This window comes from Pantoea sp. sgz302252 (genome assembly GCF_047713085.1).
Classification (GTDB): Bacteria; Pseudomonadota; Gammaproteobacteria; order Enterobacterales; family Enterobacteriaceae; genus Scandinavium.
The window spans coordinates 30,756-44,268 of the sequence record NZ_JBLFJW010000033.1 but is presented as its reverse complement, the minus strand read 5'-3'; the positions used below and the strand labels follow the sequence as shown (position 1 = coordinate 44,268).

Here is a 13,513-nt window from a genome sequence, read left to right as displayed (position 1 = left end):
ATCTCTCAGTGCTTAACAAACTTTCTCGTCTGCTCGCTGAAGCAGGCATTTCGTTGTCCGCAAACCAGCAGCAACAGCTGGTGGCCTACGTCGAACTGCTCCACAAATGGAACAAAGCGTACAACCTGACTTCTGTACGCGATCCGAACGAGATGTTGGTGCGTCATATTCTCGACAGTATCATCGTCGCCCCTCATCTGAAGGGCTGCCGCTTTATTGATGTGGGCACAGGCCCAGGCCTGCCAGGTATTCCGCTGGCCATTGTTCTGCCGGAGGCGCATTTCACGCTGCTGGACAGCCTTGGTAAGCGCGTACGTTTCCTGCGTCAGGTTCAGCATGAGTTGAAACTCGACAACGTAGAGCCAGTGCAGAGCCGCGTTGAAGAATTTCCGGCTGAGCCGCCGTTTGACGGGGTGATCAGTCGGGCGTTTGCCTCGCTCAATGACATGGTGAGCTGGTGTCATCACTTACCGGGCGAGCAGGGGCGTTTTTATGCGTTGAAAGGGTTGGTGCCTGATGATGAAATCGGTCAGCTGCCGGCAGGGTTTACGGTAGAAGATATCGTAAAACTCCAGGTTCCACAGCTTGATGGCGAGCGCCATTTGGTTACGATTAAGCCAACTACAATTTAATTTTTATCAAAAAATGTGAACTTTAATCGTACAGGTAAGTGTTAAATTTGTACGGGGAAAGCAGTGATACGTTCAGTTACATTTAACGAGTCGGTCACTGCTTTTTTGCTTTTTGTTAACCCTGGAGGGTTTGGTTAACCCTAAAAATAGTCAGCACCGAAAATATCAGGCTGCTAAAAGTCGGCAAACTGAATCGTTGTCTCATGTTAAATTTTTATTATGAATGTCAATGAATGGTTTTCGGTCTGTATAGGGCTGTTTTAAAAAGAGTCAGGATAATTTGTTTTGTATTTCAAAAAGATGACTTACAGGAATTTTTTCTGTGCGCATTTTCTATTACGGTGAAAATGTTTTTTTTGTGATCGAATGCACGCTTTGGTGTGAGGTTTTTCGCGTCATTTGCAGTTTTAATCGATTGTTCACCGTTTAATGAAAAATTGAAAAAGAGTCGCGTCGAAAAAAATTTAAACATTTATTCACCTTTTCGCTACTTATTGTTTGAATTCACGGGGCGTCACCGTATAATTTGTCCGCTTTTTGAAGCTTGACTCAGAGCCTCAAAGGACGTTTTATACGACACGCGGCATACCTCGAAGGGAGCAGGAGTAAAAACGTGATGTCTGTGTCGCTCTTGAGTAGAAACGTTGCTCGTAAGCTTCTGTTCATTCAGCTTCTGGCAGTAATGGCAAGTGGATTGCTGTTTAGCCTCAAAGACCCCTTCTGGGGCATCTCCGCCGCATGCGGAGGTTTGGCGGTTGTCGTGCCAAACGCATTGTTTATGATTTTTGCCTGGCGTCATCAGGCGCATACACCTGCCAAAGGCCGCGTGGCCTGGTCTTTCGCCTTCGGCGAAGTGTTCAAGGTGTTGCTGACCTTTGCCCTCCTGGTGGTGGCGCTGGCGGTCTTTAAGGTGGTATTTTTGCCGCTGATAGTGACGTGGGTTTTGGTGCTGGTGGTACAAATTCTGGCTCCAGCTGTAATCAACAACAAAGGGTAAAAGGCATCATGGCTTCAGAAAATATGACGCCGCAGGAATACATAGGTCACCATCTGAATAACCTTCAGATGGACCTGCGTACTTTCTCGCTGGTGGATCCGCATAACCCCCCGGCCACCTTCTGGACGATCAACATTGACTCCATGTTCTTCTCGGTGGTGCTGGGTCTGTTGTTCCTTGCCATGTTCCGCAGCGTTGCGAAAAAAGCGACCAGCGGCGTACCAGGGAAATTCCAGACGGCTATCGAAATGGTCATCGGCTTCGTCCATGGCAGTGTCAAAGACATGTACCACGGCAAGAGCAAGCTGATTGCGCCACTGGCACTGACCGTCTTCGTCTGGGTCTTCCTGATGAACCTGATGGACCTGCTGCCAATCGACCTGATTCCGTGGTTTGGCGAGAATGTTCTTGGCTTGCCTGCTCTGCGCGTGGTGCCGTCTGCGGACGTGAACATCACCCTCTCTATGGCGCTGGGCGTATTTATCCTGATTCTTTTCTACAGCATCAAAATGAAAGGCGTTGGCGGCTTTGTTAAAGAGCTTACCCTGCAGCCGTTCAATCACTGGGCGTTCATTCCGGTCAACCTGATCCTGGAAGGCGTCAGCCTGCTGTCCAAACCGGTTTCTCTTGGTCTGCGACTGTTCGGCAACATGTACGCAGGTGAGCTGATTTTCATTCTGATCGCGGGCCTTCTGCCGTGGTGGTCACAGTGGCTTCTTAATGTGCCTTGGGCCATTTTCCACATCCTGATTATCACGCTGCAAGCCTTTATTTTCATGGTTCTGACGATCGTCTATCTGTCGATGGCATCTGAAGAGCACTGATTTTTTACCAACACTACTACGTTTTAACTGAAACAAACTGGAGACTGTCATGGAAAACCTGAATATGGATCTGCTGTACATGGCTGCCGCTGTGATGATGGGTCTGGCGGCAATCGGTGCTGCGATCGGTATCGGCATCCTCGGGGGGAAATTCCTGGAAGGCGCAGCGCGTCAGCCGGATCTGATTCCTCTGCTGCGTACTCAGTTCTTTATCGTTATGGGTCTGGTGGATGCTATCCCAATGATCGCGGTAGGTCTGGGTCTGTACGTGATGTTTGCTGTCGCGTAGTAAGTCGCCGTTAATTTTTTAAGAGGTATTGTGCTGTGAACATGAACGCAACAATCCTCGGCCAGGCCATCGCGTTTATTCTCTTTGTCTGGTTCTGCATGAAGTACGTATGGCCGCCATTAATGGCAGCCATCGAAAAACGTCAGAAAGAAATTTCCGACGGTCTGGCTTCCGCAGAACGCGCTAAGAAAGATTTGGACCTTGCACAGGCCAACGCGACCGACCAGCTGAAAAAAGCGAAAGCAGAAGCCCAGGTGATTATTGAACAGGCTAACAAACGCCGTTCTCAGATCATGGACGAAGCGAAAGCTGAAGCAGAACAGGAACGTAGCAAAATCGTTGCCCAGGCGCAGGCTGAGATCGACGCCGAGCGCAAACGTGCTCGCGAAGAACTTCGCAAGCAGGTCGCGATTCTGGCTGTTGCTGGTGCCGAGAAGATCATCGAACGTTCCGTGGATGAAGCTGCTAACAGCGACATCGTGGATAAACTTGTCGCTGAACTGTAAGGAGGGAGGGGCTGATGTCTGAATTTGTAACGGTAGCTCGCCCCTACGCCAAAGCAGCTTTTGACTTTGCGGTCGAAAACCAAAGCGTAGACAGCTGGCAGAATATGCTGGGGTTTGCCGCCGAGGTCACGAAAAACGACCAAATCGCGGAGTTACTTTCTGGCGCTCTGGCGCCGGAAACGCTCGCAGATGCGTTTATCGCTATTTGCGGTGAGCAGCTCGACGCTAACGGCCAGAACCTGATTCGGGTGATGGCGGAAAACGGTCGTCTGAAAGCGCTCCCGGATGTTCTTGAGCAGTTCGCGCATTTACGCGCGCTGAGTGAAGCTACCGCTGAAGTCGAAGTGACTTCTGCCTCCGCCCTCAGTGACGAACAGCTTGCGAAAATCACCGCCGCGATGGAAAAACGTCTGTCACGCAAAGTTAAGCTGAATTGCAAAATCGATAAGTCTGTAATGGCAGGTGTCATCATCCGTTCGGGTGATACAGTGATTGATGGTAGCGTACGCGGCCGTCTTGATCGCCTTGCAGACGTCTTGCAGTCTTAAGGGGACTGGAGCATGCAACTGAATTCCACCGAAATCAGCGAACTGATCAAGCAGCGCATTGCTCAGTTCAATGTTGTGAGTGAAGCTCACAACGAAGGTACTATTGTTTCTGTAAGTGACGGTGTTATCCGCATCCACGGCCTGGCCGACTGTATGCAGGGTGAAATGATTTCCCTTCCGGGTAACCGTTACGCTATCGCACTGAACCTGGAGCGCGACTCCGTCGGTGCTGTTGTGATGGGCCCGTACGCTGACCTTGCCGAAGGCATGAAAGTGAAGTGTACGGGTCGTATTCTTGAAGTGCCAGTCGGCCGTGGCCTGCTGGGCCGCGTGGTGAACACCCTGGGTGCGCCAATCGACGGTAAAGGTCCGCTTGAACACGATGGCTTCTCGCCAATCGAAGTGATTGCACCGGGCGTTATCGATCGTCAGTCCGTAGACCAGCCTGTTCAGACCGGTTATAAGTCTGTTGATGCCATGATCCCAATCGGCCGTGGCCAGCGAGAGCTGATCATCGGTGACCGTCAGACCGGTAAAACCGCGATGGCAATCGATGCGATCATCAACCAGCGCGACTCCGGCATCAAATGTGTGTACGTGGCTATCGGCCAGAAAGCGTCCACCATTTCCAACGTGGTTCGTAAACTGGAAGAGCACAACGCCCTGGCTAACACCATCGTTGTTGTGGCAACCGCTTCTGAATCTGCTGCACTGCAATACCTGGCGCCCTATGCCGGTTGTGCAATGGGTGAATACTTCCGTGACCGCGGTGAAGATGCGCTGATCGTTTACGATGACCTGTCCAAACAGGCTGTTGCTTACCGTCAGGTTTCCCTGCTGCTCCGTCGTCCACCAGGACGTGAAGCCTTCCCGGGCGACGTGTTCTACCTCCACTCCCGTCTGCTGGAGCGCGCATCCCGCGTTAACGCGGAATACGTTGAGAACTTCACTAAAGGTGAAGTGAAAGGTAAAACCGGCTCCCTGACTGCGCTGCCGATTATCGAAACGCAGGCAGGCGACGTTTCCGCGTTCGTTCCGACCAACGTCATTTCCATTACCGATGGTCAGATCTTCCTGGAAACCAACCTGTTCAACTCCGGTATTCGTCCGGCGGTTAACCCGGGTATCTCCGTATCCCGTGTGGGTGGTGCTGCTCAGACCAAAATCATCAAGAAACTGTCCGGTGGTATTCGTACCGCGCTGGCACAGTATCGTGAACTGGCGGCATTCTCTCAGTTTGCATCCGATCTGGACGAAGCAACCCGTAAACAGCTGAGCCACGGTCAGAAAGTGACCGAGCTTCTGAAGCAGAAACAGTATGCCCCTATGTCTGTAGCACAGCAGGGTCTGGTTCTGTTCGCGGCTGAACGCGGTTACCTCGAAGATGTGGAACTGGCGAAAATCGGTAGCTTCGAAGCCGCTCTGCTGGCTTACGTCGACCGTGACCATGCTCCGCTGATGCAAGAAATCAACCAGACTGGTAACTATAACGACGAAATCGAAGGCAAGCTGAAAGGCATCCTCGATTCCTTCAAAGCAACCCAGTCCTGGTAACGTCTGGCGGCTTGTCTTAGGGCAGGCCGCAAGGCATTGAGGAGAAGCTCATGGCCGGCGCAAAAGAGATACGTAGTAAGATCGCAAGCGTCCAGAACACGCAGAAGATCACTAAAGCGATGGAAATGGTCGCCGCGTCCAAAATGCGTAAATCGCAGGAACGCATGGCAGCCAGCCGTCCTTATGCTGATACCATGCGCAAAGTGATTGGTCACCTTGCCACCGGTAATCTGGAATATAAGCACCCATACCTGGAAGAACGCGACGTTAAGCGCGTGGGCTACCTGGTGGTGTCCACTGACCGTGGTCTGTGCGGCGGTTTGAACATTAACCTGTTCAAAAAAGTGCTGGCAGATATGAAAGCATGGTCCGATAAAGGCGTTCAGAGCGAACTCGCGATGATCGGCTCCAAGGGCGTGTCTTTCTTTAATTCCGTTGGCGGTAACGTGGTTGCTCAGGTCACAGGCATGGGGGATAACCCTTCCCTGTCTGAACTGATCGGCCCGGTAAAAGTGATGTTGCAGGCCTATGATGAAGGCCGTCTGGACAAGCTTTACGTTGTCAGCAACAAATTTATTAACACCATGTCTCAGGTTCCGACCATTACTCAGCTGCTGCCGCTGCCGGCATCAGAAGACGAGGAACTGAAGCGTAAATCCTGGGATTACCTGTACGAACCTGATCCGAAGGCGCTGCTGGACACCCTGCTGCGTCGTTATGTCGAGTCTCAGGTTTATCAGGGCGTGGTAGAAAACCTGGCCAGCGAGCAGGCCGCACGTATGGTGGCGATGAAAGCCGCGACCGACAATGGCGGCAGCCTGATTAAAGAGCTGCAGTTGGTATACAACAAAGCTCGTCAGGCCAGCATTACTCAGGAACTCACCGAAATCGTCGGTGGTGCATCCGCGGTATAACCAGGTTAATTCGTAGAGGATTCAAGATGGCTACTGGAAAAATTGTCCAGGTAATCGGCGCCGTGGTTGACGTCGAATTCCCTCAGGATGCCGTACCGCGCGTGTACGATGCTCTTGAGGTACAAAATGGTAACGAGAGCCTGGTGCTGGAAGTTCAGCAGCAGCTCGGTGGTGGTATCGTTCGTACCATCGCAATGGGTTCTTCCGACGGTCTGCGTCGTGGTCTGGAAGTGAAAGACCTCGCTCACCCGATCGAAGTCCCGGTAGGTAAAGCAACGCTCGGTCGTATCATGAACGTCCTGGGCCAGCCTATCGATATGAAAGGCGACATCGGTGAAGAAGAGCGTTGGGCTATCCACCGCGCGGCACCTTCCTACGAAGAGCTCTCAAGCTCTCAGGAACTGCTGGAAACCGGTATCAAAGTAATGGACCTGATTTGCCCGTTCGCTAAGGGTGGTAAAGTCGGTCTGTTCGGTGGTGCGGGTGTAGGTAAAACCGTAAACATGATGGAGCTTATCCGTAACATCGCGATCGAGCACTCCGGTTACTCTGTGTTTGCGGGCGTGGGTGAACGTACTCGTGAGGGTAACGACTTCTACCACGAAATGACCGACTCCAACGTTCTGGATAAAGTATCCCTGGTTTACGGCCAGATGAACGAGCCACCAGGAAACCGTCTGCGCGTAGCGCTGACCGGCCTGACCATGGCTGAGAAATTCCGTGATGAAGGTCGTGACGTCCTGCTGTTCGTCGACAACATCTACCGTTATACCCTGGCCGGTACTGAAGTCTCCGCACTGCTGGGTCGTATGCCTTCAGCGGTAGGTTATCAGCCGACCCTGGCGGAAGAGATGGGGGTTCTGCAGGAACGTATCACCTCCACCAAAACCGGTTCTATCACCTCCGTTCAGGCGGTATACGTACCAGCGGATGACTTGACTGACCCATCCCCAGCCACCACCTTTGCTCACTTAGATGCAACCGTGGTACTGAGCCGTCAGATCGCGTCTCTGGGTATCTACCCGGCCGTTGACCCGCTGGATTCCACCAGCCGTCAGCTGGACCCACTGGTGGTTGGTCAGGAACACTACGACACCGCGCGTGGCGTTCAGTCCATCCTGCAGCGTTACCAGGAACTGAAAGACATCATCGCGATCCTGGGTATGGACGAACTGTCCGAAGAAGACAAACTGGTGGTAGCACGTGCGCGTAAAATTCAGCGCTTCCTGTCCCAGCCATTCTTCGTAGCAGAAGTCTTTACCGGTTCCCCAGGTAAATTCGTCTCGCTGAAAGACACCATCCGTGGCTTTAAAGGCATCATGGACGGCGAATACGACCACCTGCCGGAGCAGGCGTTCTATATGGTTGGCACCATCGACGAAGCTGTTGAGAAAGCCAAAAAACTTTAACGCCTTAATCGGAGGGTGATATGGCAATGACTTACCACCTGGATGTCGTCAGCGCAGAGCAACAGATGTTCTCTGGTCTGGTCGAGAAAATTCAGGTAACGGGTAGCGAAGGTGAACTGGGGATTTACCCGGGTCACGCCCCGCTGCTCACCGCCATTAAGCCTGGTATGATTCGCATCGTGAAGCAGCACGGACACGAAGAGTTTATCTACCTGTCCGGCGGCGTTCTTGAAGTGCAGCCAGGTACGGTCACCGTACTGGTTGATACCGCGATTCGCGGTCAGGATCTCGACGAAGCGCGAGCCCTGGAAGCGAAACGTAAAGCGGAAGAGCACATTAAGAGCTCACACGGCGACGTGGATTACGCTCAGGCGTCCGCGGAACTGGCCAAAGCGATCGCCAAACTGCGCGTTATCGAGTTGACCAAAAAAGCGATGTAACACCGGCTTGAAAGCACAAAGGCCAGTCTGGTTTCCAGGCTGGCTTTTTTATTGGATGTAACCATTAAGTGTGAGTTATGTCACATAGATGTTGATCTGTACGAAAACCCGGCGTAGACTCTTTTTTGTGATCTAAATCACAAATTAATTGTGCTATGCAGGAATTACAATGAAACGCTTTCATAAAATCATCGCGCTGTTCAGCAACCTGAGCCTCTAAGCCTCTGTATTGCTAGACAAAAAGAATAAGAGAAGGTCGCCGAAAGGCGGCCTTTTTGTTTTCTGGCGTCCAGCCACTAGCTTGATTCAGGCTTCGAAAGAACAACGAAAGCAGAGACATAGGGGCTAAACTTCGGATTATGGGTCTTTTTTTCGAGACAAAGGGCGTTACGATCACCGAAAATACCCCAATAAATCCGTTTTTCACTTTCGTATTGACGGTTTTCTCTGCATTCCGTTTTATGATGAAAAATATGTAGAAATTTCAATGCGAAAGGTTTTAACTTCTCACTCAAACACCTGTCAGGATGCGTATGTCAAACAGTGCGATGAGCGTAGTAATCCTTGCCGCTGGCAAAGGTACTCGCATGTATTCCGATCTCCCAAAAGTGCTGCACACGTTGGCAGGCAAGCCGATGGTGCAACATGTTATTGATGCAGCTGATGATTTAGGCGCTTCGCAGGTTCACCTGGTTTATGGTCACGGCGGCGATTTACTGAAGCAGACCCTGACAGAAGGCAATCTGAACTGGGTCCTTCAGGCTGAACAGCTCGGTACGGGCCATGCTATGCAGCAGGCAGCTCCGTTCTTCGCCGACGATGAAGACATCATGATGCTGTACGGCGACGTACCGCTGATCTCCGTTGAAACGCTCGAACGCCTGCGTGCAGCCAAACCGCAGGGCGGTATCGGTTTGCTAACGGTTAAACTGGATGACCCGACCGGATATGGCCGTATCACCCGTGAAAACGGCAAAGTGACGGGCATCGTTGAGCATAAAGATGCGACTGACGAACAGCGCCAGATTCAGGAAATCAACACCGGTATCCTGATTGCTGGTGGAGCAGACCTGAAGCGCTGGCTCGGCAAGCTGGATAACAACAACGCGCAGGGCGAATTCTATATTACGGACATCATCGCGATGGCGTACCAGGAAGGGCGTGAGATTGCCGCCGTTCATCCGGATCGTCTGAGCGAAGTTGAAGGTGTGAACAACCGTCTTCAGCTTTCCCGTCTGGAGCGTGTGTATCAGAGCGAGCAAGCAGACAAACTGCTGCTGGCGGGCGTAATGCTGCGCGATCCAGCGCGTTTTGATTTGCGTGGTAACCTGACACACGGGCGTGACGTCGAAATTGATACTAACGTTATCGTTGAAGGTAACGTCACACTCGGCCACCGCGTAAAAATTGGTACTGGCTGTGTGATTAAAAACAGTGTGATTGGCGATGACTGCGAAATCAGCCCGTATTCCGTGGTGGAAGATGCTCATCTCGAAGCAGCCTGTACGATTGGACCGTTTGCTCGTCTGCGTCCTGGCGCTGAACTGCTGGAAGGCGCGCACGTCGGCAACTTCGTTGAGATGAAAAAAGCGCGTCTCGGTAAAGGTTCTAAAGCTGGCCATTTGAGCTATCTCGGTGATGCTGAAATTGGCGATAACGTGAATATCGGCGCAGGCACTATTACCTGCAACTACGATGGCGCGAACAAATTCAAAACCATCATTGGTGATGATGTGTTTGTTGGCTCGGATTCACAGCTGGTGGCACCGGTCACCATCGGTAAAGGCGTAACCATTGCTGCGGGCACAACGGTGACACGCAACGTTGCGGATAATGAACTGGTTTTAAGCCGTGTGCCGCAGGTTCATAAGCAGGGCTGGCAGCGTCCGGTGAAGAAGAAGTAAAAATGTGGCGGGTGGCGCTTCGCTGACCCGCCCTACAGATTTGTAGGCCTGATAAGGCGTAGCCGTCATCGGGCAAACAGGGTGAGGGGGTAACATAATCCTCCGCCCCAAATAGCACTACCCATAAAAATAACCCCACTCTCTACAAGGCTCGGGGCTCCGGAAAAAACCGGAAAACACAGGTCAGCGACAACGCATGGCATTATGCCAATTCAGGAAATCTAACTATGTGTGGAATTGTTGGCGCAGTCGCGCAGCGTGATATTGCTGAAATCCTTCTCGAAGGGCTTCGTCGTCTGGAATACCGTGGTTATGACTCTGCCGGTCTGGCGGTGGTCGACAACGAAGGGCACATGACCCGTCTGCGTCGCCTCGGTAAAGTACAAATGTTGTCCGCAGCGGCAGAGGAACAGCCTCTCCACGGCGGCACCGGTATTGCGCACACGCGCTGGGCAACCCATGGCGAGCCGTCTGAAGGTAACGCCCATCCTCATGTTTCCGACCACATTGTTGTGGTGCATAACGGCATCATCGAAAACCACGAACCGCTGCGCGAACTGCTGCAGTCCTGTGGTTATGTGTTTGCCTCCGAAACTGACACCGAAGTGATTGCTCACCTGGTTCACTGGGAGCTGGAGCAGGGTGGAACGCTGCGTGAAGCTGTACTGCGCGCGATCCCACAGCTGCGTGGCGCTTACGGAACCGTGGTGATGGACACCCGCCATCCGGACACCCTGCTGGCCGCTCGTTCAGGCAGCCCGTTGGTGATTGGTTTAGGGATGGGTGAAAACTTTATCGCTTCCGATCAGCTGGCATTGTTGCCCGTTACGCGTCGCTTTATCTTCCTGGAAGAGGGCGATATTGCTGAAGTGACTCGCCGCAGCGTGACCGTGTTTGCCAAATCCGGCGAACAGGTAAAACGCCCGGACATCGAATCGAATCTGCAGTATGACGCGGGTGACAAAGGCATCTACCGTCACTACATGCAGAAAGAGATCTACGAACAGCCGAATGCGATCAAAAACACCCTGAGCGGGCGTATCAGCCACGGCCTGGTCGATCTCAGCGAGCTTGGCGCGAACGCCAATGAAATGCTGTCAAAAGTTGAGCATATTCAGATTGTTGCCTGCGGGACGTCCTACAACTCCGGGATGGTTTCTCGTTACTGGTTTGAATCGCTGGCTGGCGTACCGTGCGATGTCGAAATCGCATCCGAATTCCGCTACCGCAAATCTGCCGTGCGTCGCAACAGCCTGATGATCACCCTTTCGCAGTCTGGCGAAACGGCAGATACGCTGGCGGCTCTGCGTTTGTCTAAAGAGCTCGGATACCTTGGATCACTGGCGATTTGTAACGTGCCGGGCTCCTCGCTGGTGCGTGAATCCGATCTGGCGCTGATGACCAAAGCAGGCACTGAAATCGGTGTCGCCTCAACCAAAGCGTTCACCACACAATTAACCGTGTTGCTGATGCTGGTGGCGAAACTGGCCAACCTGAAAGGTCAGGATGCGTCGATTGAGCAGGACATCGTTCACGGTCTGCAGGCTCTGCCAAATCGTATCGAGCAGATGCTCTCGCAGGATAAACGCATTGAAGCGCTGGCGGAGGATTTCTCCGACAAGCATCACGCGCTGTTCCTTGGCCGTGGCGATCAGTATCCGATTGCCCTTGAAGGCGCGCTGAAGCTCAAAGAGATCTCCTACATTCACGCGGAAGCGTATGCCGCAGGTGAACTCAAACATGGTCCACTGGCGTTGATTGATGCCGACATGCCGGTGATTGTGGTGGCGCCAAATAACGAGCTGTTAGAAAAACTGAAATCCAACATTGAAGAAGTCCGCGCCCGTGGCGGCGTGCTGTATGTCTTCGCCGATCAGGATGCCGGTTTTACCAGCAGCGACAACATGCACATCATTGAGATGCCGCATGTTGAGGAAGTCATCGCCCCAATCTTCTACACCGTGCCGCTGCAATTGCTGGCCTATCACGTCGCGCTGATTAAAGGCACTGACGTAGACCAGCCGCGCAACCTGGCAAAATCGGTCACCGTTGAGTAATACAACACCGCCTCATCCTCTCGGATGGGGCGATTTTTTTTCCCTTCCCTTTATGACAATCTGTCATTTTCAGCTAACGTTTGCAGTGTCACAAAAAGAAAATTTAACTGAAATCTTATCGTCATAATGCTTTATAAATTAATGATATTGTTTGATTATTTTGATTTTATTTACCCTAAACTTTCCATGTCATAAAACTGTCATAATTCGTACATTTAACTGTCACCTGTTTGTCCTATTTTGCTCAACGTAGCCACTTAAACAACGATTTACGAAATCCTGCAGGAGACATTATGAACGTTATGCGTACCACTGTCGCAACTGTTGTCGCCGCGACCTTATCGATGAGCGCTTTCTCTGCCTTCGCAGCGGCAAGCCTGACGGGCGCTGGTGCAACCTTCCCTGCGCCGGTGTATGCCAAATGGGCAGATACCTACCAGAAAGAGACCGGTAACAAGGTCAACTATCAGGGTATCGGCTCCTCCGGCGGCGTTAAGCAGATTACCGCTAAAACGGTGGATTTCGGCGCTTCTGATGCCCCGCTGTCTGACGACAAGCTGGCTCAGGAAGGTCTGTTCCAGTTCCCAACCGTCATCGGCGGTGTGGTGCTGGCGGTTAACCTGCCGGGCTTCAAATTCGGTGAGCTGGTGCTGGACGGTAAAACCCTGGGTGACATCTATCTGGGCAAAATCAAGAAGTGGGATGACGAAGCGATTACTAAGCTGAACCCAGGCAAGAAACTGCCTTCTCAGAACATCGCCGTTGTGCGTCGTGCTGATGGTTCCGGTACTTCCTTCGTGTTCACCAGCTACCTGGCTAAAGTCAACGAAGAGTGGAAATCCAAAATCGGCGCGGGCTCAACTGTGAACTGGCCGACGGGTCTGGGCGGTAAAGGTAACGATGGCATCGCGGCCTTCGTACAGCGTTTGCCGGGTTCCATCGGTTATGTTGAATACGCTTACGCTAAGCAGAACAACCTGGCTTATACCAGGCTGGTTTCTGCCGACGGCAAAGCCGTTAGCCCAACGGAAGAAAGCTTCGCTAACGCGGCGAAAGGCGCGGACTGGAGCAAATCTTTCGCTCAGGACCTGACTAACCAGAAAGGCGATGGCGTGTGGCCAATCACTTCCACCACCTTCATCCTGGTCCACAAAGAGCAGGCTAAGCCTGAGCAGGGTACCGAAGTGCTGAAGTTCTTCGACTGGGCCTATAAAAACGGCGCCAAAGAAGCGAACGCACTGGATTACGCTTCGCTGCCAGACAGCGTGGTTGAGCAGGTTCGTGCTGCATGGAAGACCAACGTGAAAGACAGCAGCGGTAAAGCGTTGTATTGATTTAGCATACTGACGAAAATGGCGGGTGGCGTAAGCTAACCCGCCCTATGGTTTGACTGTAGGCCGGATAAGCGTTAGCGCCATCCGGCAATTTCGTAAACGTCT

13 protein-coding genes are annotated in these 13,513 nt (G+C 52.3%); all 13 read left to right on the top strand.

Annotated elements, in window-relative coordinates:
* Nucleotides 1–8: 8 nt before the first annotated feature.
* On the top strand, nucleotides 9–632 hold the full coding sequence (gene rsmG / locus ACLW56_RS20560; protein ID WP_330985559.1) for a 16S rRNA (guanine(527)-N(7))-methyltransferase RsmG: 624 nt from the start codon (nucleotides 9–11) through the stop codon (nucleotides 630–632).
* Between the two features lie 616 nt (nucleotides 633–1,248).
* Nucleotides 1,249–1,629, top strand: a complete 381-nt coding sequence (atpI, locus tag ACLW56_RS20555; RefSeq protein WP_330985558.1) for a F0F1 ATP synthase subunit I — start codon at nucleotides 1,249–1,251, stop codon at nucleotides 1,627–1,629.
* 8 nt (nucleotides 1,630–1,637) lie between these two features.
* A complete protein-coding gene (gene atpB, locus ACLW56_RS20550; RefSeq protein ID WP_330985557.1) occupies nucleotides 1,638–2,453 on the top strand; it encodes a F0F1 ATP synthase subunit A in 816 nt (271 codons plus the stop codon).
* A gap of 49 nt (nucleotides 2,454–2,502) precedes the next feature.
* A complete protein-coding gene (atpE, locus tag ACLW56_RS20545; protein ID WP_000429386.1) occupies nucleotides 2,503–2,742 on the top strand; it encodes a F0F1 ATP synthase subunit C in 240 nt (79 codons plus the stop codon).
* A 35-nt stretch (nucleotides 2,743–2,777) separates the two neighbouring features.
* On the top strand, nucleotides 2,778–3,248 hold the full coding sequence (gene atpF / locus ACLW56_RS20540) for a F0F1 ATP synthase subunit B (RefSeq protein ID WP_330985556.1): 471 nt from the start codon (nucleotides 2,778–2,780) through the stop codon (nucleotides 3,246–3,248).
* Nucleotides 3,249–3,262: 14 nt separating this feature from the next.
* Nucleotides 3,263–3,796 (top strand): F0F1 ATP synthase subunit delta, encoded by a 534-nt coding sequence (gene atpH, locus ACLW56_RS20535; RefSeq protein WP_330985555.1) that lies wholly within the window; start codon nucleotides 3,263–3,265, stop codon nucleotides 3,794–3,796.
* A 12-nt stretch (nucleotides 3,797–3,808) separates the two neighbouring features.
* On the top strand, nucleotides 3,809–5,350 hold the full coding sequence (gene atpA / locus ACLW56_RS20530) for a F0F1 ATP synthase subunit alpha (RefSeq protein WP_330985554.1): 1,542 nt from the start codon (nucleotides 3,809–3,811) through the stop codon (nucleotides 5,348–5,350).
* Between the two features lie 50 nt (nucleotides 5,351–5,400).
* A complete protein-coding gene (atpG, locus tag ACLW56_RS20525; RefSeq protein ID WP_330985553.1) occupies nucleotides 5,401–6,264 on the top strand; it encodes a F0F1 ATP synthase subunit gamma in 864 nt (287 codons plus the stop codon).
* A 26-nt stretch (nucleotides 6,265–6,290) separates the two neighbouring features.
* Entirely contained in the window at nucleotides 6,291–7,673 is a 1,383-nt protein-coding gene (gene atpD / locus ACLW56_RS20520; RefSeq protein ID WP_330985552.1) for a F0F1 ATP synthase subunit beta, read from the top strand.
* A 20-nt stretch (nucleotides 7,674–7,693) separates the two neighbouring features.
* On the top strand, nucleotides 7,694–8,113 hold the full coding sequence (locus ACLW56_RS20515) for a F0F1 ATP synthase subunit epsilon (RefSeq protein ID WP_330985551.1): 420 nt from the start codon (nucleotides 7,694–7,696) through the stop codon (nucleotides 8,111–8,113).
* A gap of 533 nt (nucleotides 8,114–8,646) precedes the next feature.
* Nucleotides 8,647–10,017 (top strand): bifunctional UDP-N-acetylglucosamine diphosphorylase/glucosamine-1-phosphate N-acetyltransferase GlmU, encoded by a 1,371-nt coding sequence (gene glmU, locus ACLW56_RS20510; RefSeq protein ID WP_330985550.1) that lies wholly within the window; start codon nucleotides 8,647–8,649, stop codon nucleotides 10,015–10,017.
* Between the two features lie 227 nt (nucleotides 10,018–10,244).
* The gene (glmS, locus tag ACLW56_RS20505; RefSeq protein ID WP_330985549.1) at nucleotides 10,245–12,074 is read left to right on the top strand and encodes a glutamine--fructose-6-phosphate transaminase (isomerizing); all 1,830 of its coding nucleotides are present in this window, start codon (nucleotides 10,245–10,247) and stop codon (nucleotides 12,072–12,074) included.
* Nucleotides 12,075–12,367: 293 nt separating this feature from the next.
* Nucleotides 12,368–13,408 carry a phosphate ABC transporter substrate-binding protein PstS gene (pstS, locus tag ACLW56_RS20500; protein ID WP_330985548.1) on the top strand — a complete coding sequence of 347 codons (1,041 nt, stop codon included), beginning with the start codon at nucleotides 12,368–12,370 and terminating at the stop codon, nucleotides 13,406–13,408.
* The last annotated feature ends 105 nt before the right edge of the window (nucleotides 13,409–13,513 follow it).

What these genes read in the sequence shown, in the direction of transcription:
- glmS (WP_330985549.1), top strand. Translation starts at nt 10,245, where the DNA reads ATGTGTGGAATTGTTGGCGCAGTCGCGCAGCGTGATATTGCTGAAATC.
- atpE (WP_000429386.1), top strand. Translation starts at nt 2,503, where the DNA reads ATGGAAAACCTGAATATGGATCTGCTGTACATGGCTGCCGCTGTGATG.
- atpB (WP_330985557.1), top strand. Translation starts at nt 1,638, where the DNA reads ATGGCTTCAGAAAATATGACGCCGCAGGAATACATAGGTCACCATCTG.
- glmU (WP_330985550.1), top strand. Translation starts at nt 8,647, where the DNA reads ATGTCAAACAGTGCGATGAGCGTAGTAATCCTTGCCGCTGGCAAAGGT.
- atpH (WP_330985555.1), top strand. Translation starts at nt 3,263, where the DNA reads ATGTCTGAATTTGTAACGGTAGCTCGCCCCTACGCCAAAGCAGCTTTT.
- atpI (WP_330985558.1), top strand. Translation starts at nt 1,249, where the DNA reads ATGTCTGTGTCGCTCTTGAGTAGAAACGTTGCTCGTAAGCTTCTGTTC.
- atpG (WP_330985553.1), top strand. Translation starts at nt 5,401, where the DNA reads ATGGCCGGCGCAAAAGAGATACGTAGTAAGATCGCAAGCGTCCAGAAC.
- atpA (WP_330985554.1), top strand. Translation starts at nt 3,809, where the DNA reads ATGCAACTGAATTCCACCGAAATCAGCGAACTGATCAAGCAGCGCATT.
- pstS (WP_330985548.1), top strand. Translation starts at nt 12,368, where the DNA reads ATGAACGTTATGCGTACCACTGTCGCAACTGTTGTCGCCGCGACCTTA.
- ACLW56_RS20515 (WP_330985551.1), top strand. Translation starts at nt 7,694, where the DNA reads ATGGCAATGACTTACCACCTGGATGTCGTCAGCGCAGAGCAACAGATG.
- atpD (WP_330985552.1), top strand. Translation starts at nt 6,291, where the DNA reads ATGGCTACTGGAAAAATTGTCCAGGTAATCGGCGCCGTGGTTGACGTC.